Below are 25,081 nucleotides of genomic sequence, written 5' to 3'. Positions count from 1 at the left end.
CCCGGTGGCGCTTCGCTTACCGGGCCTACGGGTCCGAGGCCATTGTAGGCCCGGTAAGCGAAGCGCCACCGGGCATTTGAAACCGTAGGCCTGTGCAAGCGAAGCGCCGCCAGGCAAAGCGATCTTACCGACGACGCCCCAGCTTCACCGATTTCAGCACCACGAATTTGTTATTGGTGGCAATGGTGACGCAGTTACCGAAAATCTTCTTCAGCTTGTGGAAGTAGTCCAGATGGCGGTTCGCCACGATGTACAGTTCGCCGTTGATTTTCAGGCAGCGGCGCGCGTGGTGGAACATCTCCCACGCGACGTTATCCGTCAGGGCGTGCTTCTGGTGGAACGGAGGATTGCAAAACACCGCGTTGAAGCGGAAAGGCTCTACGCCGGACAGCGCGTTATTGATCATAAACTCGCAGCGATCCAGCGCCTCCGGCAGATTGGTTTCCACGTTCAGACGGCTTGAAGCCACCGCCATTGGCGATTCGTCGCTGAACACCACGCTGGCCTCCGGGTTCTTCGCCAGCAGCGTCAGGCCAATCACGCCGTTACCGCAGCCGAGATCGACAATCTCCCCTTCCAGGTTTTCCGGCAGATGTTCCATAAAGAAGCGTGCGCCGATATCCAGACCGGTACGGGAGAAGACGTTCGCGTGGTTGTGGATGGTCCAGTCGGTCCCTTCCAGCTTCCAGCTCAGGGTCTCTGGCGCGTCGGCCAGTTCCGGCGCGCTGAAGGTACAGTTGATCAGGCGCGCTTTTTTCCAGGCCAGCGTCGTAGTGGTCGGGCCGAGCACTTTCTCGAACAGTTCCAGCGTCGAGGTGTGAATATCACGCGCCTTGGCGCCCGCGATGATGCGCGTTTCTGGCGTCACGACTTTACGCAGCGCGCGCAGTTGCTGCTCCAGCAGCGCCATGGTTTTGGGCACTTTAATCAGCACCACCCCTGGCGCCTGCGGGTAGTCCGCGGTGCTGTCGAGGAACTTCACGCTGGATTCGTCGATATCGTTGTGACGCAGGTTTTCACGCGTCGCCAGCTCGCTTAAGTAAGAATCGCCGATACTGTAAGGCGCATGTTCCGCCAGCGCACAGCCCAGCGCGCCAAACGCGTCATTCAGGATCAGAACCGGGCCGCGGATTTCAGTCTCATCCAACTGCTGCAGCAGATATTCATCCGCCGCTTCCCACGCCTGAAGCGGGTTCACGTCGTCCGTTTCCGGGAAACGTTTAAGGTTGAGTGAACGGAAACCGTTGTCTAAGTGGCTCATCGGCCCTCCTGAATGGTAAAATTTGGCGTATCCCTGAAAAGGGTGCGTGAGTATACCCGTTTTCACACTATTTTGGGGTTTTGATGAACCAGCTGACTTATCTCCAGGGCTACCCGGAGCAATTACTATCCCAGGTTCGCGACCTGATCGCCGCGGGAAAGCTCGGCGCGGTGCTGGAAAAACGCTACCCGGGCACGCATGATTTCGCGACTGACAAAGCCCTCTGGCAGTATACGCAGGATCTGAAAAGCCAGTATCTGAAGAGCGCCCCGCCGATCAACAAGGTGATGTACGACAACAAGATCCACGTGCTGAAAAACGCGCTCGGCCTGCATACCGCCATCTCCCGCGTGCAGGGCGGCAAGCTGAAGGCTAAGGCGGAGATCCGCGTCGCGACCGTCTTTCGCAATGCGCCGGAAGCCTTTCTGCGGATGATCGTGGTGCACGAGCTGGCGCACCTGAAAGAGAAAGATCACGACAAAGCGTTCTATTCCCTGTGCTGCCATATGGAGCCGCAGTACCACCAGCTGGAGTTTGATACCCGTTTGTGGCTGACGCATTTATCGTTAAAGAGTAATGCGCAGTAGCGCACGCGAAATGTCATGAGGACGTGCTACAGTGGCTTTAGGTTCCCTGCTACGGAGTACGTAAACGTTTATGATACGTTTCGCAGTCATCGGTACGAACTGGATCACGCGCCAGTTCGTCGACGCCGCCCACGAAACCGGCAAATATAAGCTCACCGCAGTCTATTCCCGCAGCCTTGAGCAGGCGCAAAGTTTTGCAAATGACTACCTGGTTGAACATCTGTTCACCTCACTCGATGAGATGGCGCAAAGCGACGCCATTGACGCGGTCTATATCGCCAGCCCGAATGCTCTGCACTTCCCGCAAACGAAGCTGTTCCTCAGCCATAAAAAGCATGTGATCTGCGAGAAGCCGCTGGCGTCGAATATCCACGAAGTGGAAGCCGCCATTGCGCTTGCCCGCGAAAACCAGGTGGTGCTGTTTGAAGCGTTCAAAACCGCCAGCCTGCCCAACTTCCTGCTGTTGCAGCAGTCCCTGCCGAAAATTGGCAAAGTGCGTAAAGCCTTTATCAACTACTGCCAGTATTCCTCGCGCTACCAGCGCTATCTGGACGGCGAAAACCCGAACACCTTTAACCCGGCCTTCTCGAATGGCTCGATTATGGATATCGGTTTTTACTGCCTGGCCTCTGCGGTTGCGCTGTGGGGGGAACCACACGGCGTGACAGCCACCGCCAGCCTGCTGGAGAGCGGCGTGGATGCACACGGCGTTGTGGTGCTGGACTACGGTGATTTCAGCGTGACGTTGCAGCACTCGAAGGTCAGCGACTCCGTGCTGCCAAGCGAAATTCAGGGCGAAGACGGCTCGCTGGTGATCGAAAAAATCTCCGAATGCCAGAAGCTCAGCATCGTCCCGCGCGGCGGAAAAGCGCAGGAGCTGACACAGCCTCAGCATATTAACACTATGCTTTATGAGGCAGAGGTCTTCGCCCGTCTGGTAGAAGACAACGAAGTGAACCACCCGGGACTGGCGATCAGCCGCACCACGGCGAAGCTGCAAACGGAGATCCGCCGACAGACCGGCGTAATCTTCCCCGCAGACGGCGTGAATGTGGAAGCCGTCGCGTAAAGCTGTGTAATGAAATCGTGCAGACCATTGACGAAATCGATGGTCTGACATAATTTGTTACCTGCAAAGGGGAGTAACTTCTTCGCCGGTGGATCGTCATTACGATGCGTGCAAAACCGCATCCGGTCGCCGGGCAACCTTCGTGGTTGTAAGTGAGACCTTGCCGGAAGGCGAGGTCTATGCATAAAAAGCTAACGGCTATCGTCTTCTGACCATAGCCGTTTTTGTTTTTTATGTGTAAGGAAAATAGTATGCATTCTGTCGGCACTCCAATGCTGTGGGGCGGATTCGCGGTTGTCGTGCTCATCATGCTGGCGATCGACCTCTTTTTGCAGGGTCGTCGCGGCGAACACGGCATGAGCGTTAAGCAAGCCGCCGTCTGGTCGCTGGTATGGGTTACCCTCTCACTTCTTTTCTGCGCCGCCTTCTGGTGGTATCTGGCCTCAACCGAAGGTCGCGCGGTGGCCGATCCTCAGGCACTCGCCTTCCTCACCGGCTATCTGATTGAAAAAGCGCTGGCGGTTGATAACGTCTTCGTCTGGCTGATGCTGTTCAGTTACTTCGCCGTGCCTGCGGCCCTGCAACGCCGCGTGCTGGTATACGGCGTGCTAGGCGCCATCATCCTGCGTACCATCATGATCTTCGCCGGTAGCTGGCTGATTACCCAGTTCGAATGGCTGCTGTACGTGTTTGGTGCGTTCCTGCTGTTCACCGGGGTCAAAATGGCGCTGGCGAAAGAAGACGATACCGGTATCGGTGATAAGCCGCTGGTGAAGTGGATCCGGGGTCATCTGCGCATGACGGACAAGATCGAGAGCGAGCATTTCTTCGTGCGTAAGAACGGCCTGCTGTTCGCCACCCCGCTGCTGCTGGTGCTGATTCTGGTCGAGCTGAGCGACGTGATTTTCGCGGTGGACAGTATCCCGGCTATCTTCGCGGTTACCACCGACCCGTTCATCGTCCTGACCTCGAACCTGTTCGCGATCCTCGGCCTGCGTGCGATGTACTTCCTGCTGGCGGGCGCGGCAGAGCGCTTCTCAATGCTGAAGTACGGTCTGTCGGTGATTCTGGTCTTTATCGGTATCAAGATGCTGATTGTTGATTTCTACCATATCCCGATCGCCATTTCGCTCGGCGTGGTGTTTGGCATTCTGCTGGTGACGCTGATTATCAATACCTGGGTTAACCGCCAGCACGATAAGAAGCAGCAGGCTTAGTGCAACGTTCGGTGCGGGCTGATGCCCTCACCCCACCCCTCTCCCACGGGGAGAGGGGGAAATGCAATGCAGGCCGGGTAAGCGCAGCGCCACCCGGCACTTTCGTTAACCAATAGTTAAAAAACATGACGCAACACGTAAAATCCAGCATTTTACGCTTCCGCCTTTCGCTGCTTTCCCTGATACTCAACCAGGCAAACAAATACTTACATCCGGATACAAATGTGACTTAGAGCACATCCAGGATGGAACGCAATTTCACTCAGGAATAACGTATGAGCACACAATCTAAGGGCCTGCTTGCGCGCCTGGCGCAGGGCAGTCTTGTAAAACAAATTCTGGTCGGGTTGGTACTGGGTATTCTGCTGGCGATGGTGTCAAAACCTGCGGCGGAAGCGACGGGACTGCTCGGCACCCTTTTCGTTGGCGCACTGAAGGCCGTCGCCCCGGTACTGGTGCTGATGCTGGTGATGGCGTCGATTGCCAACCATCAGCACGGACAAAAAACCAACATTCGCCCTATTCTGTTCCTGTATCTGCTGGGAACCTTCTCTGCTGCCTTAACGGCCGTTGTGTTTAGCTTCCTGTTCCCGTCCACGCTGCACCTGACCAGCGCGGCCGGTGATATCACCCCGCCGTCCGGGATTGTGGAAGTCCTTCGCGGCCTGCTGATGAGCATGGTCTCTAACCCCATCACCGCACTGATGAACGGAAACTACATTGGCATCCTGGTCTGGGCGATTGGTCTGGGCTTCGCGCTGCGTCATGGCAACGAGACCACGAAAAACCTGGTTAACGATTTGTCCAATGCAGTGACCTTCATGGTGAAGCTGGTGATTCGCTTTGCACCAGTCGGTATCTTTGGTCTGGTTTCTTCGACGCTGGCCACCACCGGTTTCGACGCACTGTGGGGCTACGCGCAGCTGCTGGTCGTCCTGGTCGGCTGTATGCTGCTGGTGGCGCTGGTGATCAACCCGCTGCTGGTGTTCTGGCAGATCCGCCGCAACCCGTATCCGCTGGTGCTGACCTGCCTGCGCGAGAGCGGCGTGTATGCCTTCTTCACCCGCAGCTCAGCGGCGAACATACCGGTGAACATGGCGCTGGCGGAGAAGCTGAACCTGGACCGCGATACCTATTCGGTGTCGATTCCCTTGGGTGCAACCGTGAACATGGCCGGTGCGGCGATTACCATCACCGTGCTGACGCTGGCGGCGGTGCATACGCTGGGTATTCCGGTAGATCTGCCAACCGCGCTGCTGCTGAGCGTCGTTGCATCACTGTGTGCCTGTGGCGCATCCGGCGTGGCGGGCGGCTCTCTGCTGCTGATCCCGCTGGCCTGTAACATGTTCGGTATTCCGAACGAGATTGCCATGCAGGTTGTCGCGGTCGGTTTCATTATCGGCGTATTGCAGGATTCCTGCGAAACCGCGCTGAACTCCTCTACCGACGTGCTGTTTACCGCCGCAGCCTGTCAGGCGGAAGATGCGCGTTTAGCGAAGAACGCCCTGCGCAGTTAAAAAGAAAAGCCCGGTGGCGGCTACGCCTTACCGGGCCTACAAGGTAAATGCAAAACGGCAACATGTGTTGCCGTTTTTAGTGTTTGCACCCTCTCCCTGTGGGAGAGGGCCGGGGTGAGGGCACCAGCCCGCACCCGACTTATAGCGTTACACCACTCTTAAAGATCGCCAGCTCGCGGAAGTCGTTCTTCTCGTTGCAGGTCTGCCTGCCGCTGGCAAATTCCACAATCGTGTCCACGAATTCGCTCAACAGCTGCGGCATCGCTTTGCCGTGGATCAGCTGGCCCGCGTCAAAGTCGATCCAGTGCTTTTTCTTCGCCGCCAGTTCGCTGTTAGTGGCGATTTTCACCGTCGGCACAAACCCGCCGTACGGCGTACCGCGCCCGGTACTGAACAGCACCATATGACAGCCCGCTCCCGCTAGCGCGCTGGTGGCGACCGCATCGTTGCCCGGTGCGCTGAGCAGGTTCAGGCCGTGCGTTTTCAGCCGTTCACCATAGCGCAGCACGTCTACCACCTGACTGGCGCCCGCTTTTTGGGTGCAGCCCAGGGATTTCTCTTCAAGCGTGGTGATCCCGCCCGCTTTGTTCCCCGGCGAGGGGTTCTCGTATATCGGCTGGTTATGGGCGATGAAGTACTGTTTGAAGTCGTTCACCATGGTGACGGTCTTCTCAAAGGTCTCTTCGTCGCGGCAGTGGCTCATCAGAATGCGCTCTGCGCCGAACATCTCCGGCACTTCGGTCAGCACCGTAGTGCCGCCGTTAGCAATCACGTAATCCGAGAAGCGACCGAGCATTGGGTTAGCGGTAATGCCGGAAAGGCCATCAGATCCGCCGCACTCCAGGCCAAACTTCAGTTCGCTCAGCTTGCCCGGCTCGCGCTTGTCGTGACGCATCACCTCGTACAGCTGGTGCAGCTGTTCAACGCCCGCTTCCACTTCGTCGTCCTGGTGCTGACACACCATAAAGTGCACGCGCTCAGGGTCAAATTCGCCCAGCGTGTCGCGGAAGGCGTCGACCTGATTGTTCTCGCAGCCGAGGCCGATCACCAGCACCGCGCCCGCGTTCGGGTGGCGCACCATGTTTTGCAGCATGGTACGAGTATTGATGTGGTCGTCACCCAGCTGGGAGCATCCATAGGTGTGACTGAACAGATGCACACCGTCGGTGCCTTCAGCATCATTAGTCTCTTTCAGGAAACGCGTCTGAATTTGACGCGCGATCCCGTTCACGCAGCCGACAGTCGGGAGGATCCACAGCTCATTGCGGATCCCCACCTCGCCGCTGGCGCGGCGGTAAATCTGTACCTCACGATCGGCCGCCTGTCCTTCTTCTGGCTGGAAGTCAGGTTGATAGCTGTACTCGTCCAGATCGCTGAGATTGGTGCGGGTATTGTGGGAATGAATGTATTCACCCGGCGCAATATCCGCCAGCGCATGACCGATGGGCAAACCGTACTTCACCACGTTCTCCCCTTTCGCGATGGGGATCAGGGCAAACTTATGTCCACGTCCAATGGCCTGGCGTAACGTCACCGACTGGTTGTCGAAGGTCACTTCCATCCCTTCGGCTAAATCTGCCAGCGCGACGGCAACGTTATCCAGCGAATGGATTTTGATGTATTGCATATCAACCTCAAACGGCCTTAGTTCAATTCAATGGCGAAGTAGTCACGCGCATTGTTAAAGCAGATGTTTCTCACCATTTCGCCCAGCAGCTGGATATCCGCTGGCGCTTCACCCGCGTGCACCCAGCGGCCAATCATCTGGCACAGAATGCGGCGGAAATATTCATGGCGGGTATAGGAGAGGAAACTGCGGCTGTCAGTCAGCATGCCAACGAAGCGGCTCAACAGGCCGAGCTGCGCCAGCTGCGTCATCTGACGCTCCATGCCGTCTTTTTGATCGTTAAACCACCAGCCGGAACCGAACTGCATCTTGCCCGGCATCCCTTCGCCCTGGAAGTTGCCGATCATGGTGCCCAGTACTTCGTTATCGCGCGGATTCAGGCAGTAGAGAATGGTTTTCGGCAGCAGGTTTTGCTCGTTCTGTTTGCTCAGCAGTTTTGACAGCTCTTCCGCCAGAGGGCGGTCGTTGATGGAGTCAAAGCCTACGTCCGCGCCCAGCAGTTTGAACTGACGCTGGTTGTTATTACGCAGCGCGCCGATATGGTACTGCTGAACCCAGCCGCGACGGGCATATTCCGCACCGAGGAACACCAGCACCGCGGTTTTGAACTGGGCGACTTCATGCTCGCTCAGGGCTTCGCCTGAGAGACGACGCGCCAGGATGCTGTCCAGCTCGGCTTCGCTGGAATCCGCGAACAGCACCACGTCCAGCGCGTGGTCAGACACTTTACAGCCGTGTGCGGCAAAGTGATCCAGACGTTTGGTCAGCGCGGATTGCAGATCGGCGAAACGACGGATATCGGTATCCGATACTTCCGCCAGCTTCGTCATGTAGTCATTAAAGGTCGGCAGCTCAATGTTGAAGGCTTTATCCGGACGCCAGCTTGGCAGCACTTTGATGTCAAAGGTGCTGTCCTTCGCGACAACCGCGTGGTGCTCCAGGGAGTCGATCGGATCGTCGGTTGTGCCCACCATCTTCACGTTCATCTGCTGCATGATGCCGCGCGCCGAGAAGCTATCCTGCGCCAGCAGTTCGTTGCACTGATCCCAGATTTCATCCGCCGTGGCGGGAGAGAGCAGCTTGCCGGTGATGCCAAACGGACGACGCAGTTCGAGGTGCGTCCAGTGGTATAACGGGTTACCGATGGTGTGGGGAACGGTAGCGGCCCAGGCGTCAAACTTCTCGCGATCGGTCGCGTCGCCGGTACACAGGCGCTCGGCCACGCCGTTGGTGCGCATCGCGCGCCATTTATAATGGTCACCCTTCAGCCAGATATCATACAGGTTTTTGAAACGGTAATTTTCGGCAACCTGTTGCGGCGGTAAATGGCAGTGGTAGTCGAAAATCGGCTGATCTTTTGCGTAGTCGTGGTACAGGCGGCGAGCAAATTCGGTATCTAACAGGAAATCTTCGGTCATAAACGGTGTCATTATCGTCTTCCTCATTACGGGAGCGTCAGAAAGCTTATGTTCAGATGCTGCAAAGTTATCACACCAATTTCCAGAGTCCGACGTTTTTTTCGTGAGTTAGATCAATAAACGTCGACAAATAAATTACCCTCAAAGGGGTAAACCTTCTTGCAGACCGCGCCAGATCTGGCTTTGCGCACGCCTCATAATATCCCTACAAAGATTCACTCTTTTGTGATGTCACTCACCTTTTAAAGTTGTATGACAAGTTATCTTTTCGCCGTCGCAAACTATAAGCCGACGGAATGCATTACCGGTGTTTGTTACATCGGATTTAACGGTACGGAAGCCGACTTAGCACGATGACTTATGGCAAGGTTCGGGCCGTTCCGGGACAGGTTCCCGGTTACGCCCCTCCCGTTACAGAACAGCTCCCGGCAACGGTTGAGTTGTTGCCGTGTCCCGACACGGAAATAACATAACGATGAGGTTTTACATGCGTAAAATTAAAGGGTTACGTTGGTACATGATCGCACTGGTGACGCTCGGCACCGTGCTGGGCTACCTGACACGTAACACCGTGGCAGCAGCGGCGCCAACGTTGATGGAAGAGTTACATATCTCCACGCAGCAATACTCTTACATCATTGCGGCTTACTCTGCCGCTTACACCGTAATGCAGCCTGTTGCAGGTTATGTTCTTGATATTCTGGGTACAAAAATTGGTTATGCCTTCTTCGCTGTAGCCTGGGCCGTCTTCTGTGGGGCGACCGCGCTGGCCGGCAGCTGGGGCGGACTGGCGCTGGCGCGTGGTGCGGTAGGTGCTGCCGAAGCGGCGATGATCCCCGCGGGTCTGAAAGCCAGCTCTGAATGGTTCCCGGCAAAAGAGCGTTCAATCGCTGTCGGTTACTTCAACGTGGGCTCCTCCATCGGGGCGATGATTGCTCCGCCACTGGTGGTGTGGGCGATTGTGATGCACAGCTGGCAGATGGCGTTCATCATCTCCGGTGTGCTGAGCTTTGCCTGGGCCATGGCGTGGCTGATCTTCTATAAACACCCGTGCGACCAGAAAAAGCTGTCTACCGAAGAACGTGACTACATTATCAATGGTCAGGAATCTCATCATCAGACCGACAACGGCAAGAAAATGTCCGTCTGGCAGATCCTGGGTACCCGTCAGTTCTGGGGTATCGCCCTGCCACGCTTCCTGGCGGAACCGGCCTGGGGTACGTTCAACGCCTGGATCCCGCTGTTCATGTTCAAAGTCTACGGCTTTAACCTGAAAGAGATCGCGATGTTCGCCTGGATGCCAATGCTGTTTGCAGACCTGGGCTGTATCGTCGGCGGCTACCTGCCACCGCTGTTCCAGCGCTGGTTTGGCGTGAACCTGATTGTGTCCCGTAAGATGGTGGTCACCATGGGCGCCCTGCTGATGATTGGCCCTGGCATGATTGGCCTGTTCACCAGTCCTTACGTGGCTATCGCCCTGCTGTGTATCGGGGGCTTTGCTCACCAGTCTCTGTCTGGCGCGCTGATTACGCTCTCGTCCGACGTGTTTGGTCGTAACGAAGTTGCCACCGCCAACGGTCTGACCGGGATGGCCGCCTGGACCGCAAGTACCCTGTTCGCCCTCGTGGTCGGCGCGCTGGCAGACACCATCGGCTTCAGCCCGCTGTTCGCGGTACTGGCCATCTTCGACCTGCTGGGTGCAGTGGTTATCTGGACGGTGCTGAAGAGTAAATCCGCCGAGGAACTGGCGAAAGAGTCCCTTGGGGGACCGGCGACGCAGAGTTAGCTTGTTGTGCCGGGTGGCGGCTTCGCCTTACCCGGCCTACAACACCCGATAAAACCGTAGGCCGGGTAAGCGTAGCGCCACCCGGCAAAAATGTCGCAAAAGCCGCCTCCGTGAAGTGAACCCCGAAAGTTGGACATCCAACGATTAGGGGTTTTGCGTTTCAATGGGCAGAAAAAAATACTCACCTGAATTCAAGCAGCAAGTCGTACTCCACTATCTGTTCAGCAGTGATGGTGCAAAGAAAACAGCGCGGTTGTTCGGCGTTGATCACGGAGCGGTCAGACGCTGGACTGAGCACTGGAAAGTGAATGGGATGGACAGTTTTACCATTCCTACCAGGGCTTACTCTGCCGAGTTTAAAGAGTCTGTCGTGCTCTGGATGCAGCAACACAACAAATCATCCCGGAAAGCTGCGGCGGAGTTTCGTATTGCAGCCGCTTGTACTGTCAGCAAATGGGAGCGTCTTTACCGTACTGGCGGTATCATTGCCCTACAGGATAAACCCAGAGGACGCCAGATGAAGTCAGGGAAGAACGAAACTTCAGATAAAGAACTTAATAATCCCCGTCCAGCGTTCCAGAACGCTGAGGAAGAACTTGAATACCTGCGTGTTGAGAATGCCTACCTAAAAAAGCTTCAGGCCTTGATTCGGGAAAAGCAGAAGACAAAGCAAAAATAATTACCGAATTGAGGCGAAACCATAACCTGAGAATGCTGCTTCATATAGCAGGATTACCTCGCAGCACGTACTACTGGCATGTCAAAGCAGATAGCCGTGGAGAGCGCTATGAGGGCGAACAGCAAAGAATAGCCGCACTGTTCCACTATCATAAAGGACGATATGGTTACCGGCGCATTACCCTGGCGTTGCGTAATGAAGGCTATGGCATTAATCATAAAACAGTACGGAAACTGATGCGCAAGATGGGGCTGGCCTCATGCCTGAGAAGCAAAAAGTATCAGTCATACAAAGGCACCTACGGTAAAGTAGCGCCAAATACCCTTGCACGTGATTTTAAGGCCAGCAGTCCAAACCAGAAATGGGTCACGGATGTGACAGAGTTCAACGTAAAAGGGACAAAGCTGTATCTGTCACCAGTGCTTGATCTGTATAACAGCGAGATAATAGCCTGGAATATGACGACGCATCCGGGAATGAATCTGGTCGAAAACATGCTCAGCAAAGCCGTCAAGAGGCTGAAACCGGGTGACAGACCGGTACTGCACTCTGATCAGGGTTGGCAGTATCAGATGGCACGGTATCAGGAGAAACTTAAAGCTAAAGGCATAGAACAAAGCATGTCGCGCAAAGGGAACTGTCTGGACAATGCAGTGATAGAAAATTTTTTTGGTCTGCTGAAAACAGAATGTTGGTACCACGAAGAGTTTGAAAATACAGACCATCTACGAAAAACGGTGGAAGAGTATATCCACTACTACAACAACGAACGAATCAAGCTAAAACTAAACGGCCTGAGTCCGGTACAATACCGAACCCAGGCCATGTCAGCCGCCAGTTAAGAACGTGTCCAATATATGGGGTTCACTTCATCCGGGCGGCTTTTTTAATGGCGAAATCTGGAGAGTGGCACGCAAAAGTGGTATAACAAATCATTCGCCGTACCCTGCCTGGAGCGCATATGGAAATCACCGAATCACGTCGTTTATATCAACAACTTGCCGCCGAGCTGAAAGATCGCATCGAGCAAGGGGTCTATCTTGTCGGTGATAAACTTCCCGCTGAGCGTTTTATTGCGGATGAAAAAAGCGTCAGCCGCACGGTGGTCCGCGAAGCCATCATCATGCTGGAAGTTGAAGGGTATGTTGAGGTACGCAAAGGTTCCGGTATTCACGTGATTTCCAGCCAGGCGAAACACTCCCCCACGCCGGACGAAAGTCTGGAATTTGCCAGCTACGGTCCGTTTGAGCTTCTCCAGGCTCGCCAGCTGATTGAAAGCAATATCGCAGAATTCGCAGCGACGCAGGTCACCAAGCAGGACATCATGAAGCTGATGGAAATCCAGGATCATGCGCGTAAAGAAAAATGTTTCCGCGATTCCGAATGGGACCTGCAATTCCACGTTCAGGTCGCCCTTGCGACTCAGAACACAGCGCTGGCGGCAATCGTTGAAAAAATGTGGACTCAGCGCGTTCACAACCCGTACTGGAAGAAACTGCATGATCACATTGATTCCCGCACGGTAGATAACTGGTGTGACGACCACGACCAGATTCTTAAGGCCCTGATTCGTAAAGATCCGCATGCGGCGAAACTGGCAATGTGGCAGCATCTGGAGAACACCAAGCAGATGCTTTTTAATGAAACGAGTGATGACTTTGAATTTAACGCTGACCGCTATCTTTTTGCTGATAATCCGGTGGTTCACCTCGATACCGCGACCAATGTCGCAAAATAACCTCCTGAACTGCTGGCAGGCGCACCGCCGCGCCTTCCGGCCAGACAGGGTAAGAAAACCTCTATAGTGTCAGCCTTTGTAAAATCTCTCGCTCCCCTCCGTGGCTTACGCCAAAATCGTGTTTCCCCTCAAATTCTGTGACGCAGAACGTCGGGCTTTGTTACAATTGGATTCACTTCGTTATTTTGTAAGTTAGTGCTTGCTAACCAGCCAATTAACAGGGAACAGTGTTGGCCACACATCATTGTGTCCGCGAGCGACCATAATGAAATCATAACAATGTCGCCGTGCTGTTTTCCCGAATGACAGGCGTGACGTTAACCGATTTCCAGGAACACTGAATGGAACTTTTGACCCAACTACTGAACGCCCTCTGGGCTCAGGATTTCGAAACGCTGGCCAACCCGTCCATGATTGGCATGCTCTACTTTGTGTTATTTATGATCCTGTTCCTTGAGAACGGTCTGCTGCCTGCTGCCTTTTTACCGGGCGACAGCCTGCTGGTGCTGGTTGGGGTGCTCTGTGCAAAAGGGGCGATGGCTTTCCCACAAACGGTTCTGCTGTTGACCATTGCCGCCAGCCTGGGTTGCTGGGTGAGTTATATTCAGGGGCGATGGCTGGGCAACACGCGAATCGTTCAGAACTGGCTTTCGCATCTTCCGGCACATTATCACCAGCGAGCGCACCACCTTTTCCATAAGCACGGGCTCTCCGCCTTGCTGATTGGCCGCTTTATCGCATTCGTACGCACCCTGCTGCCGACCATTGCGGGCTTGTCCGGCCTGAGCAGCGCGCGCTTCCAGTTCTTTAACTGGATGAGCGGCCTGCTATGGGTTCTGATCCTGACCACGCTCGGCTACGCGCTCGGTAAAACGCCGGTCTTTATGAAATATGAAGACCAGCTGATGTCTTGCCTGATGCTGCTGCCCGTCGTCCTGCTGGTGTTTGGCCTGGTCGGTTCACTGGTCGTACTGTGGAAAAAGAAATACGGAGCCAGGGGTTAACGATGGTTATCTCCCCGCTCGCGCTGCGCCGCTTCTCTTACGCCATCGTCGCGCTAATGATGTTCAGCGCTCTCATCCTGCTATGGTCTGCCCTACAGCACCAGGAGTCGACGCTGACTATCCGTCCTGTGAGTCAAGGAACCAGCGTGCCGGATGGTTTTTCCATCTGGCATCATCTGGACGCTAACGGGATCCGCTTTAAGAGCATCACGCCGCAAGACGATGTACTGCTGATAAAATTTGACTCCAGTGCGCAAAGCGCCGCGGCGAAAGCGGTGCTGGACCGCACGTTGCCGCAGGGTTACATCATCGCGCAACAGGATGATGACAGCCACGTAGCCTCCTGGATGTCACGGTTACGCGACACGTCGCATCGATTTGGCTAACGACTAATATTCCGAATATTTTCACCCACTTTGGTGAAACTCCCGTTTACTTACTATGCTTAAGTACGCGGAGCACCCCTCAGATGTTCTCCGCATAGTTCTGGAACACGGCTTACGCCGTAACACAATGGAAGGTTTCTATAATGAAATACCGCATCACCCTGGCTCTGGCCCTTTTTTCTTTAAGCACAGCTTCCTTCGCTATGTCTCTTTGTCAGGAGAAAGAACAGGATATTCAACGCGAAATCAGTTATGCCGAAAAGCATAACAATCAGCACCGGATCGACGGACTGAAAAAAGCGCTGAGCGAAGTGAAAGACAATTGTACGGACAGCAAGCTGCGTGCCGATCATCAGGAAAAAATCGCTGAACAGAAGGACGAGATAGCCGAGCGCCGTCAAGACCTGCAAGAAGCGAAAGAGAAAGGTGATGCGGAAAAAATTGCCAAGCGCGAGAGGAAGTTGCAAGAGGCGCAGGACGAACTGAAAGCGCTGGAAGCTCGCGATTATTGAGTTAACGGAAATCTCAACAGGAGAGAATCATGTCAAAAGATACAACTTCAGAACATCTGCGCGCTGAGCTGAAATCCCTGGCGGACACCCTGGAAGAGGTGCTGAACTCTTCTGCCGATAAATCGAAAGAAGAAGTCAGCAAACTGCGCAGCAAAGCGGAGCAGGCACTGAAAGAGAGCCGTTACCGTCTGGGTGAAACCGGTGATGCACTGGCGAAACAGACCCGCGAAGCGGCTGCGCGCGCAGACGAATATGTACGTGACAATCCATGGACAGGCGTTGGTATTGGTGCCGCAGTGGGTGTGGTGCTGGGTGTCCTGCTGACGCGTCGTTGATTATGGAAGATCCACGTCACGCACAAGGGCCTGCTAAAAACGTCCTCGGCATCGGCCAGCGTATTCTTACGACGCTGGTCGGGATTGCCGAAACGCGCGTCCGGCTTGCGGTAGTGGAACTGGAAGAGGAGAAAGCCAATCTCTTCCAGATGCTGCTCATGCTTGGGCTTACGATGCTCTTTGCCGCGTTTGGTCTGATGAGCCTGATGGTGTTAATCATCTGGGCTATCGATCCACAGTATCGACTGAACGCGATGATTGCGACTACCGTGGTTCTGCTGGTGGCGGCGCTGATAGGCGGTATCTGGACCCTGCATAAAGCGCGCACGTCGACCTTCCTGCGCCATACTCGCCAGGAGCTGGCCAACGACCGCGCCCTGCTGGAGGATGATAAGTCGTGAGCGACAAAGCCGAACGTCAAAAGCGGAAAGCGTATCTGCTGAGCCAGATCCAGCAGCAGCGGCTGGACCTGTCCGCCAGCCGTCGCGACTGGCTGGAGCTGACCCAGCGTTACGATCGCGGCTGGAATACTCTTCTGAGCCTGCGTTCGTGGGCGCTGGTGGGTAGCAGCGTGATGGCGATCTGGACGATTCGTCATCCAAACATGCTGATTCGCTGGGCACGCCGTGGCTTTGGTGTCTGGAGCGCATGGCGTCTGGTGAAAGCAACGATTCGTCAGCAGCAGCTGCGCTAGCCTTCTCGCCGGGTGGCGCTGCGCTTACCCGGCCTACGGTAAAAAAGTAGGCCGGGTAAGGCGTAGCCGTCACCAGGCAAAATCTCTCTATGCTCCCTTACTCAATATCTTTGAAAAAGATTGACAGTTTTCCTTGCTAACAATTGCCATCCGCCCCGTTTACACTCCTCTCCATCGACAGCAAAGACGCGGTATCTACCCGAATTTGCACGCAAATAACGTTTAGCCGCTGATGTGGTTTCCTGGAGAGTAAAATGAAAAAATTAGAAGATGTTGGTGTATTGGTAGCGCGTATTCTGATGCCTGTGCTGTTCATCACCGCAGGCTGGGGCAAAATTACCGGCTATGCGGGCACTCAGCAGTATATGGAAGCGATGGGCGTACCGGGTTTCCTGCTGCCACTGACCATCCTGCTTGAGTTCGGCGGCGGCCTGGCAGTGCTGTTCGGTTTCCTGACCCGCACCACGGCGCTGTTCACCGCAGGCTTTACCCTGCTGACCGCGTTCATCTTCCACAGCAACTTTGCGGAAGGCGTGAACTCCCTGATGTTCATGAAAAACCTGACCATCGCGGGTGGCTTCCTGCTGCTGGCTATCACGGGTCCGGGCGCCTACAGCATCGACCGTCTTCTGAATAAGAAGTGGTAAGCACGCTATACTGATTAAATTCAAAGCGAGGAGACATCTCCTCGCTTTTGCTATCTGACGGAGGAGTAAAAAATGGGACAACTCGTAGACGGCGTCTGGCAGGATGTCTGGTATGACACCAAATCCACCGGTGGACGCTTTAAGCGCTCTGTTTCGGCCTTCCGTAACTGGCTGACCGCCGACGGCGCACCCGGCCCGAGTGGCGAAGGGGGCTTTGCGGCGGAGAAAGATCGTTATCATCTGTATGTTTCTCTCGCCTGTCCGTGGGCGCACCGCACGCTGATTGTGCGCAAACTTAAAGGTCTCGAATCGCTAATTCCGGTTTCGGTGGTCAACCCGCTGATGCTGGAAAACGGCTGGACGTTCGACAGTGACTTCCCGGCCGCGACGGGTGATGAGCTTTATCATCACGATTTCCTGTATCAGCTCTATCTGCGCGCCGATCCGCACTACACCGGACGCGTAACGGTGCCTGTGCTGTGGGACAAGAAAAACCAGACGATCGTCAGCAATGAATCCGCTGAAATCATTCGCATGTTCAATACCGCGTTTGATGCGCACGGCGCCCGCGCCGGGGATTACTATCCGGTTGAGCTGCGCGAGAAAATTGACGAGCTGAACGGCTGGATCTACGACAACGTCAACAACGGCGTCTATAAAGCCGGTTTTGCCACCAGTCAGGAAGCGTACGACGAAGCGGTCGGCAACGTGTTTGGATCCCTGGAACGTCTGGAGCAGATCCTCGGCCAGCATCGTTATTTAGCGGGCGATCGCCTCACCGAAGCAGACATCCGCCTGTGGACGACGCTGATCCGCTTCGATCCGGTGTATGTCACCCACTTCAAGTGCGACAAGCATCGCATCAGCGATTATCTGAACCTGCACGGTTTCCTGCGCGACATCTATCAGATGCCGGGTATTGCGGAGACGGTCAATTTTGACCATATTCGCACCCATTATTTCCGCAGTCATAAGACCATCAACCCAACGGGCATTATCTCCATTGGTCCGTGGCAGGATCTGGATGAACCACACGGGCGCGACGTGCGTTTCGGATAATTATTTAGGGAATCAATTGATTCCCTTTTTTAATTCACGGCATACATCTATCCTTACCTCGATCGCTTAGAAAACAAGTGATTGACTGACTAAGAGGCAAGGAAAAATGGACTGGTATTTAAAAGTACTGCGCAACTACGTTGGATTTGGTGGCCGTGCCCGCCGTAAAGAGTACTGGATGTTCGTTCTGGTGAACTTCGTCCTGATTATGGTGCTGGGTATTGTGGACAAAATCCTCGGCTGGGAACGCGAGGGGGGCGAAGGCATTCTCACCACCATTTATGGTGTGTTGGTTCTGCTGCCTTCATGGGCCGTACTGTTTCGTCGTCTTCACGACACCGATCGTTCGGCGTGGTGGCTGCTGTTGCTGTTGATCCCGCTTGTCGGCTGGATTGTGATTTTGATTTTCAACTGTCAGAGCGGAACGCCGGGAGAAAACCGCTTTGGTCCGGATCCGAAGATCTGCGCATAAAAAAAAGCCCGGTGGCGCTTCGCTTACCGGGCCTACAAATTACGATTTTATTTATTATATTGCGTGAAAAGCTTCGGAATTTCGCGTAAACACCATGATTTGGCTTCGCCCATGCTGTCACGACGCCACGCCATAATAATATCCACTTCGCTGGTGTATTCCGGGCTGACAACGCGCAGCCGTCCCTCTGCAATGTCCTTTTCGACGAACGGATACGGCATGGTCGCCACGCCCAGCCCCGCCAGCAGCGCCTGACGCTTATCTTCCAGCGACGTCACCGTCAGACGCGGCTGTTTATCCAGCAACTGCACCGTTAGCACCGGGCGCTCGCGCGCGGTATCCGCCACCGCCACGCCGCGGTATTTCACGCGCGTGACCTCAGAGAGCGGTTCCGGCTCCTGATGGATCGGGTGACCCGGCGCAGCGACGTAAACGTTCATCACGCTGTACAGTTTGCGCGAGTTAATTTCTGACGATGAGCGGAAATGCATATCCGGCGCAATGACGATATCCGCCCTGCCCGTCTCAAGACGCTCCCACGCCCCGGCCAGTACCTCGGTGATGATCGACAGCTGGGTATTGGCTTTCGCGGCCAGTCTGTCCACCAGCGGGAACAGCGCCTCGGTGGGCACCAGCGCTTCGGTCACTAACGTCAGATGGGTTTCCCAGCCGCGGGCCAGCGCTTCGGCATCGGTCGTCAGTTTATCCGCCGCTTCCAGCAATACGCGGCCGCGCTCCAACAGCATCCGCCCAACGTTGGTGAATTTTGTTCGATGACCAGAGCGATCGAAGAGCACAACATCCAGCTCCTCCTCCAGCTTTTGCATGGTATAGCTCAGCGCAGACGGAACGCGCCCCAGTTCATCTGCCGCCGCGGCAAAACTGCCGCGCCTGTCAATCGCGTCCATGACGCGAAGCGCCTCAAGCGTCAATGCTCTCTCTTTAGCCATCTCGTTCTCATTCAGGAAATTTGAACATACCAGGCAGAATATCTGGCTAACAATGCAGCGTCCATACCTTTACCATTGATTTAGTGTAAAGAGAGGTCAAGTTTATGATTACGACAAGAACAGCGAAACAGTGCGGACAAGCCGATTTCGGTTGGTTGCAGGCCCGCTACACCTTTTCCTTTGGACACTACTTTGACCCTAAACTTCTCGGTTACGCTTCACTGCGCGTATTGAACCAGGAAGTGCTCGCCCCGGGCGCGTCCTTCCAGCCGCGCACGTACCCGAAAGTCGATATCCTGAACCTAATCCTGGAAGGCGAGGCAGAATACCGCGATAGCGAGGGCAATCATGTCCAGGCGAAGGCTGGCGAGGCGCTGTTAATTTCCACGCAGCCGGGTATTAGCTATAGCGAGCATAACCTCAGCAAAGACAAAACGCTGACCCGCATGCAGCTGTGGCTGGATGCCTGTCCGGAGCGGGAAAATCCGCTGGTGCAAAAAATCGATCTGAAGGACGATAAACAGCAGCTGATTGCCTCCCCTGATGGCAGCAAAGGCAGCCTGCAGCTGCGCCAGCAGGTGTGGCTGCATCATATCGAGCTGAAGAAAGGTGAACAGGCGAGCTTCCAGCTTCATGGTCCGCGCGCCTATCTGCAGTCCATTCACGGTACGGTGCATGCGGTGACGCACGCGGAAGAAAAAGAGGCGCTCATCTGCGGCGACGGCGCGTTTATTCGTGATGAAGCGAATATCACCCTGGTGGCGGATACGCCGCTGCGCGCGCTGCTGATTGATTTGCCGGTTTAACCCCCCCCTCACCCTAGCCCTCTCCCCAAAGGGGAGAGGGAACGATCGAGCCCCTCGCCCCTATGGGGAGAGGGGTTGGGGTGAGGGGAAATTTTTACACCTTACTCGCCATAATCTCAATAATCTGCCGGTCCGTTGCCTGCATCGAGCGGCACGCCAGCGCGCACAGGTTCGCAATCGACTGCTCCACGTCGTGCGCCACAATCCCCTCATTACCCGTCACGGCAGTATCATCCAACGCCATCATCACGGCTTTCCAGGCGCTGGTGACGCTGGTCGAGACCTTCATTGCGCAACTGTTAGACGCCCCGTCACAGATCATCCCGCTGACGTCGCCGATCATACTGCAGATCGCCATGGCAATAGTCTGGTAAGATCCGCCCATCAGCCACGCCATCCCCGCCGCAGCCCCCATTCCGGCTGTTGTCGCCGCACACAGCGCGGACAAGCGCGGAAGCTGGTAATGGATATAGATCGCCGACAGGTGCGAGAGCATCAGCGCCCGCGCCAGCCGTTCGTCATCGGCCTGAACGTGCTCAGCCACCACCACCACCGGCATGGTGGCGGTGATGCCCTGATTCCCGGAACCCGAGTTGCTCATCGCCGGCAGCGTCGCGCCCCCCATGCGGGCATCCGAAGCTGCGCTGGTGCGGATAACAATGTCTGAACCCAGATCCTGCGCCATCCATCCGCGTGTGCGCTGTTTATTGAGCGTCGCACCAATATGCAACCCCCAGTTGCCACGTAAACCTTCGCGGGAGAGCGCATCGTTCAGCCGTCCCGCATCGAGGATAAAGCGGATCGCGTCGAACGGCACCAGCTCTACAAACTCAAGGATCTGCGACAGCGTGGTGGTCGAGAGCACCTCCAGCGGATCGTCGCTGTTCTGGCTCTGATTATCGTCAAGCCTGAAGCGCGTTTCGCCCTGACAAACTACCTCCACCACGCGAGTGTGCCCGCCAGCGATGGTCACCATCGCCGAGGATTCACCGACGTAAACGCAGGCACGTGAATAGAGGATCTCATCGCACGGCTCCTGCAATTTTACCTGCACCAGACCCGCGTTCAGCAGTGCTTTGGCGCGCGTTAGCGCCTCGGACGACGCGTCTTTCAACACCTCCAGCCCGGCGTGTGCATTACCGCCTGTCGCCCCCAGCGCGGCCGCGATGGGTAAACCGACCATACCGGTACCGGGCACCGTTACGCCAAGCCCGTTTTTCATCAGGTTCGGCGATACCCACGCCTCGATACGCGTCACCTCACCGTCAAGCTGTCCGGCAGCCATCGCGCACGCCAGCGCCAGCGAGACGGGTTCGGTACAGCCCAGCGCAGGCTTTACCTCTTCCTGCACCGCGCGAATAAAATGGTTCCATAAAGGATTAATTTGCTCAGACATCGTTACGACCTTATTTAACCTCATGAGAAGGCGAGGAAAGGAGAAACACAAAGCAGCAGCCCGGTAATCACAATAATCACCAGCGATACGCCTTTATATTTATGAAGTGCGGGCACTTTGTAGACCAGCCACGCCGGAATTAAGCAGCCCACCATCCCGAAAATAGGGCTACAGATGGAAGTGAAGCTCAGCACCGGCGCGTTTAACACAATCGCGCTCCAGGCCAGCAGGATGGCGAACAGCATAATCCCGCGCTGGACGGCATTTTCATTGATTTTCTCCGCCGGCATTTTGCGGCGCAGGATGTTCATCACAATGCCCTGCGTCGCCTCACGAAAGCCGAGATAGACGCCAAAGAACGCGGTCATCACGGCAAAAATATTGAGGATTACGCTGACAATTTTGACCCAGCCCGCGCCGTCACCGCTGATAAACTGTGCTGCGATTGCCAGGGCGGAAATATTCTGCTCGTAGGCTTTTACCGCCTCGTCGTGCCCCATCGCCAGGGTGAAGGAGACAGCGTAGAAAAAGACCGTCACAAACAGCACGCCAAAGGCGATATTCATTGCCCGCAGCGCTTTATGACGCGCCACCTCAACGGATTTTTCCCTTGAACGATAGGAAATCACCATCGGGCTTAATGTCTGAATAAACAGAATGGAGGTTAAGGTGAAAGGCAGCGTAATAATGGCGTTTTTAATCAGCAGCCCCATTGGCGGCAGCATGCCGACGTTGGCTAAATGCCAGAGGCCAATCATCGAAAGCCCCAGCGCCGCCACCACAAATAATTTGGTCAGCACCATCAGGCTGGAGACTTTAAACAGCAGCTTTTCACCGCGCGACGAAATGGCGACCAGAATGCAGATCAGGAATAAGCCGTAGAACGGATTTTCCGAGAGCAAACCGTCGGTTACGCCGAAGGTGTGTAAATAGGATGCGCTGTCGTTGGTAATGGCCGTCGAATAGACAAACATCCAGATCACCAGCATCACGAAATAAAGTGCACCCAATAAGATGCCCCAGTTTTTGCCTAAATATCCGCTAATAACGCTCGGATAGTCTTTACATTCCGGTGATTCCGCCAGCGTATTAATAAACAGGCGCTGGAACAGGTACATGGCCGGATAACCAATTATCGACGAGAGTAAAAATACCCATAGCCCCATTAATCCAACCTGCACCGGAAGAAAAACAATGCCCGCGCCGATAGCCATCCCAATACTCATGATGACCCAGCCCGTATCGGTGCTGTCGAATTTAATCGCCTCTCGCCATTCGCTTTCGCTCATTCCCGCCCGCCTTGCCGCAGGGGAATCACTCACAATCACACTGCTGTTTGTTGCCATATTCATTGGGCACTCGCTTATTTTGTAGGGTAACGATTTGTTTTTATAAGGTTCCGATCGCCAGCGATTGCGAGTCAGAGGGTGCAGGTGTGAGTTATTGGTATGGGGAGATCATATCCGGAGCGCGGGAGAAAAAAGTCACAACTTTTATAGGGATTTCCTTAGGCGAGAGGAAAATATTACTTCGGGATAGCAGAAAAGAGAGCGAGTTTTCTAAAATTGACGGTGTTCACAAAATTAAAAGCCTCCTCATCTGAGGAGGCTGAAGATGGAGCCTGTGTTAGATCGCCTGCGTAAACGTCCTCGAAATCACGTCCTGCTGCTGCTCGCGCGTCAGAGCGTTAAACCGCACCGCATAGCCTGAAACGCGGATCGTCAGGTTCGGATAGTTCTCCGGATGGGCGATGGCATCCAGCAGCATCTCCCGGTTCATCACGTTGACGTTCAGGTGCTGCCCGCCCTCGATGGTCGCTTCGTGGTGGAAGTACCCGTCCAGCAGCCCGACAAGGTTGGTTTTGCGCACCAGCTCGTCCTTGCCCAGTGCCTGCGGCACGATGGAGAAGGTGTAGGAGATCCCGTCTTTGGCATAGGTGAACGGCAGCTTGGCGACCGAGGTCAACGACGCCACCGCTCCTTTTCTGTCGCGCCCGTGCATCGGGTTGGCGCCAGGCGCAAACGGTGTACCGCCGCGACGTCCGTCCGGCGTGTTGCCGGTCTTCTGCCCGTAAACCACATTGGAGGTGATGGTCAGAATCGACTGCGTCGGCACGGCGTTGCGGTACGTCGGCAGCGCCTGGATTTTCTTCATAAAGCGCTCAACCAGATCGCAGGCGATACTGTCCACGCGATCGTCGTTGTTGCCGTATTGGGGATAGTCGCCTTCGATGACGAAATCGACCGCCAGACCGGTGTGGTCGCGCACCGGTTTTACCGTGGCGTACTTGATGGCCGACAGGGAATCCGCCGCCACCGACAGCCCGGCAATGCCACAGGCCATGGTGCGGTAAACGTCCCGGTCGTGCAGCGCCATCAGCGAGGCTTCGTAGCTGTATTTATCATGCATGTAGTGAATGAGATTCAGCGCACTGATGTACTGCACTGCCAGCCAGTCCATGAAGTGATCGAGGCTCGCCATTACGGTGTCGTAATCCAGTACCTCATCCAGCAGCGGCTCGGTTTTCGGCCCCACCTGGATCTTCAGCTTCTCATCCACCCCGCCGTTAATCGCGTACAGCAGCGTTTTCGCCAGGTTGGCGCGTGCGCCGAAGAACTGCATCTGCTTGCCGATCACCATCGGACTGACGCAGCAGGCAATGGCGTAGTCGTCGCTGTTAAAGTCGGCACGCATCAGATCGTCGTTCTCGTATTGCAGCGAGGAGGTGACGATCGAGACCTGCGCGGCGTATTTCTTGAACGCGATCGGCAGCTGTTCGGACCAGAGGATCGTCAGGTTTGGCTCCGGCGCAGGCCCCATGGTGTGCAGGGTATGCAGATAGCGGAAGCTGTTTTTGGTCACCAGCGTACGGCCATCCAGCCCCATGCCGCCGATCACTTCCGTGGCCCAGATCGGATCGCCGGAGAAGAGCGTGTCGAACTCCGGCGTGCGCAGGAAGCGCACCATGCGGATCTTCATGATGAAGTGGTCGATCAGCTCCTGAGCCTGCACCTCGTTCAGCCTTCCTGCCTGCATGTCGCGTTCAATGTAGATATCGAGGAACGAGGCCGTGCGCCCCAGCGACATCGCCCCGCCGTTCTGGGATTTCACTGCGGCAAGGTAGGCAAAGTAGACCCACTGCACCGCTTCCTGCGCATTCGTCGCCGGACGTGAAATATCAAAGCCATAGTTCGCCGCCATCTGCTGGATCTGGAGCAACGCACGTTTATGCTCCGCCAGCTCCTCGCGCAGGCGGATCGTGGCCTCCAGATCGTCTCCGCGCTCCAGTTTCCCCTGGAGATCGGCGAACTGAAGTTCCCGCTCGCGCACCAGATAGCTGATGCCGTACAGCGCCACGCGGCGGTAGTCGCCGATGATGCGTCCACGCCCGTAGCCGTCCGGCAGACCGGTGAGCACGCCGGATTTTCGGCAGCGCATCATCTCCGGGGAATAAACGTCAAATACGCCCTGGTTGTGGGTTTTGCGCAGGTCGGTGAAGAGATATTCAAACTGCGGATCCATCTCGCGACCGTAGGCTTCGAATGAGCTGCGGATCATATTGATTCCGCCGTACGGATGCAGGGCCCGCTTGAGCGGCTTGTCGGTTTGCAGGCCGACGATCGTCTCCAGCTCCTGGTCAATATAGCCCGGCCCGTGCGCGGTAATGGTGGTGGCGATGTTGGTGTCAAAATCCACCGGAGCGTGAGTAGCATTCTCCTGGCGAATGCCGACCATCACCTTCTGCCACAGCGCCGTCGTTGCTGGCGTCGCCTGCGCGAGGAAAGCTTCATCGCCTTCATAAGGGGTGTAGTTATGCTGAATAAAATCGCGCACGTTAACGGCGTTTTTCCATTCTTCACCGCGAAACCCGGCCCATGCGTCGCTGTAAGGCGCGACGCCCGTATCGATTGTTACTTTCAT

24 protein-coding genes are annotated in these 25,081 nt (G+C 55.5%); 17 read left to right on the top strand and 7 right to left on the bottom strand.

The features are described from left to right. Positions 1–124: 124 nt before the first annotated feature. Positions 125–1,261: a 23S rRNA (guanine(1835)-N(2))-methyltransferase RlmG gene (gene rlmG, locus SK51_RS07295; protein ID WP_023298689.1), complete on the bottom strand. Its 1,137-nt coding sequence runs from the start codon at positions 1,259–1,261 to the stop codon at positions 125–127. An 83-nt stretch (positions 1,262–1,344) separates the two neighbouring features. Here rlmG and SK51_RS07290 point away from each other — a divergent pair, with 83 nt between their 5' ends. The 4 genes from SK51_RS07290 (at position 1,345) to sstT (ending at position 5,651) form a co-directional block, all read left to right on the top strand. After that, positions 1,345–1,848 (top strand): M48 family metallopeptidase, encoded by a 504-nt coding sequence (locus SK51_RS07290; protein WP_023298690.1) that lies wholly within the window; start codon positions 1,345–1,347, stop codon positions 1,846–1,848. A 70-nt stretch (positions 1,849–1,918) separates the two neighbouring features. Beyond that, positions 1,919–2,917, top strand: a complete 999-nt coding sequence (locus SK51_RS07285; protein WP_022649469.1) for a Gfo/Idh/MocA family protein — start codon at positions 1,919–1,921, stop codon at positions 2,915–2,917. Positions 2,918–3,168: 251 nt separating this feature from the next. Continuing rightward, on the top strand, positions 3,169–4,134 hold the full coding sequence (locus SK51_RS07280) for a TerC family protein (RefSeq protein WP_022649470.1): 966 nt from the start codon (positions 3,169–3,171) through the stop codon (positions 4,132–4,134). Between the two features lie 275 nt (positions 4,135–4,409). Further along, the gene (sstT, locus tag SK51_RS07275; protein WP_023298692.1) at positions 4,410–5,651 is read left to right on the top strand and encodes a serine/threonine transporter SstT; all 1,242 of its coding nucleotides are present in this window, start codon (positions 4,410–4,412) and stop codon (positions 5,649–5,651) included. 139 nt (positions 5,652–5,790) lie between these two features. On the opposite strand, the gene SK51_RS07270 is transcribed toward sstT, so the two are convergent. Beyond that, positions 5,791–7,278 carry a UxaA family hydrolase gene (locus tag SK51_RS07270; protein ID WP_023307033.1) on the bottom strand — a complete coding sequence of 496 codons (1,488 nt, stop codon included), beginning with the start codon at positions 7,276–7,278 and terminating at the stop codon, positions 5,791–5,793. 17 nt (positions 7,279–7,295) lie between these two features. After that, positions 7,296–8,708: a glucuronate isomerase gene (uxaC, locus tag SK51_RS07265; protein ID WP_023307034.1), complete on the bottom strand. Its 1,413-nt coding sequence runs from the start codon at positions 8,706–8,708 to the stop codon at positions 7,296–7,298. Between the two features lie 475 nt (positions 8,709–9,183). On the opposite strand from uxaC, the gene SK51_RS07260 reads away from it, so the two are divergent. The 12 genes from SK51_RS07260 (at position 9,184) to SK51_RS07200 (ending at position 18,008) form a co-directional block, all read left to right on the top strand. Further along, entirely contained in the window at positions 9,184–10,482 is a 1,299-nt protein-coding gene (locus SK51_RS07260; protein WP_023307035.1) for an MFS transporter, read from the top strand. 163 nt (positions 10,483–10,645) lie between these two features. Further along, positions 10,646–12,003 (top strand): IS3 family transposase gene (locus tag SK51_RS24930; RefSeq protein ID WP_105318584.1). Its coding sequence is split into 2 segments (ribosomal slippage): positions 10,646–11,108 and positions 11,108–12,003, totalling 1,359 coding nucleotides; the frame shifts between segments, so codons are not numbered across the junction. A 119-nt stretch (positions 12,004–12,122) separates the two neighbouring features. Continuing rightward, positions 12,123–12,899, top strand: coding sequence for a transcriptional regulator ExuR (gene exuR, locus SK51_RS07245; protein ID WP_023298695.1), 777 nt, complete (start codon positions 12,123–12,125; stop codon positions 12,897–12,899). A gap of 341 nt (positions 12,900–13,240) precedes the next feature. Then, a complete protein-coding gene (gene yqjA / locus SK51_RS07240) occupies positions 13,241–13,903 on the top strand; it encodes a DedA family general envelope maintenance protein YqjA (RefSeq protein ID WP_022649475.1) in 663 nt (220 codons plus the stop codon). Positions 13,904–13,905: 2 nt separating this feature from the next. Next, a complete protein-coding gene (mzrA, locus tag SK51_RS07235) occupies positions 13,906–14,289 on the top strand; it encodes an EnvZ/OmpR regulon moderator MzrA (RefSeq protein WP_022649476.1) in 384 nt (127 codons plus the stop codon). A gap of 143 nt (positions 14,290–14,432) precedes the next feature. Beyond that, entirely contained in the window at positions 14,433–14,801 is a 369-nt protein-coding gene (locus SK51_RS07230) for a DUF1090 domain-containing protein (protein WP_017382428.1), read from the top strand. 29 nt (positions 14,802–14,830) lie between these two features. Further along, positions 14,831–15,136, top strand: a complete 306-nt coding sequence (locus SK51_RS07225; RefSeq protein ID WP_008503141.1) for an ElaB/YgaM/YqjD family protein — start codon at positions 14,831–14,833, stop codon at positions 15,134–15,136. Between the two features lie 2 nt (positions 15,137–15,138). After that, on the top strand, positions 15,139–15,537 hold the full coding sequence (locus SK51_RS07220) for a phage holin family protein (protein ID WP_003862647.1): 399 nt from the start codon (positions 15,139–15,141) through the stop codon (positions 15,535–15,537). Next, on the top strand, positions 15,534–15,830 hold the full coding sequence (locus tag SK51_RS07215; RefSeq protein WP_022649477.1) for a YqjK-like family protein: 297 nt from the start codon (positions 15,534–15,536) through the stop codon (positions 15,828–15,830). Before SK51_RS07220 ends, SK51_RS07215 begins: the two co-directional genes overlap by 4 nt. Positions 15,831–16,084: 254 nt before the next feature. After that, on the top strand, positions 16,085–16,477 hold the full coding sequence (locus tag SK51_RS07210) for a DoxX family protein (RefSeq protein ID WP_006812075.1): 393 nt from the start codon (positions 16,085–16,087) through the stop codon (positions 16,475–16,477). A gap of 72 nt (positions 16,478–16,549) precedes the next feature. Continuing rightward, positions 16,550–17,536, top strand: coding sequence for a glutathione S-transferase family protein (locus tag SK51_RS07205; RefSeq protein ID WP_023298697.1), 987 nt, complete (start codon positions 16,550–16,552; stop codon positions 17,534–17,536). 106 nt (positions 17,537–17,642) lie between these two features. After that, positions 17,643–18,008, top strand: coding sequence for a DUF805 domain-containing protein (locus SK51_RS07200; protein ID WP_023307037.1), 366 nt, complete (start codon positions 17,643–17,645; stop codon positions 18,006–18,008). A gap of 47 nt (positions 18,009–18,055) precedes the next feature. On the opposite strand, the gene yhaJ is transcribed toward SK51_RS07200, so the two are convergent. Continuing rightward, positions 18,056–18,958, bottom strand: coding sequence for a DNA-binding transcriptional regulator YhaJ (gene yhaJ, locus SK51_RS07195; protein ID WP_022649480.1), 903 nt, complete (start codon positions 18,956–18,958; stop codon positions 18,056–18,058). A gap of 104 nt (positions 18,959–19,062) precedes the next feature. On the opposite strand from yhaJ, the gene SK51_RS07190 reads away from it, so the two are divergent. Then, a complete protein-coding gene (locus tag SK51_RS07190) occupies positions 19,063–19,764 on the top strand; it encodes a pirin family protein (protein ID WP_023307038.1) in 702 nt (233 codons plus the stop codon). 94 nt (positions 19,765–19,858) lie between these two features. On the opposite strand, the gene SK51_RS07185 is transcribed toward SK51_RS07190, so the two are convergent. From SK51_RS07185 to pflB, 3 genes are all read right to left on the bottom strand, one after another. Then, positions 19,859–21,160, bottom strand: a complete 1,302-nt coding sequence (locus SK51_RS07185; RefSeq protein WP_048206628.1) for an L-cysteine desulfidase family protein — start codon at positions 21,158–21,160, stop codon at positions 19,859–19,861. Positions 21,161–21,180: 20 nt separating this feature from the next. Then, a complete protein-coding gene (locus tag SK51_RS07180) occupies positions 21,181–22,512 on the bottom strand; it encodes an SLC5/6 family protein (protein WP_022649483.1) in 1,332 nt (443 codons plus the stop codon). A 274-nt stretch (positions 22,513–22,786) separates the two neighbouring features. Beyond that, on the bottom strand, positions 22,787–25,081 hold the full coding sequence (gene pflB / locus SK51_RS07175) for a formate C-acetyltransferase (RefSeq protein ID WP_032676528.1): 2,295 nt from the start codon (positions 25,079–25,081) through the stop codon (positions 22,787–22,789).

Source organism: Enterobacter sp. MGH85, from assembly GCF_001037655.1.
Lineage (GTDB): Bacteria > Pseudomonadota > Gammaproteobacteria > Enterobacterales > Enterobacteriaceae > Enterobacter > Enterobacter intestinihominis.
The sequence above is the reverse complement of the archived record's forward strand: the minus strand, read 5'-3'. Positions and strand labels throughout refer to the sequence as shown.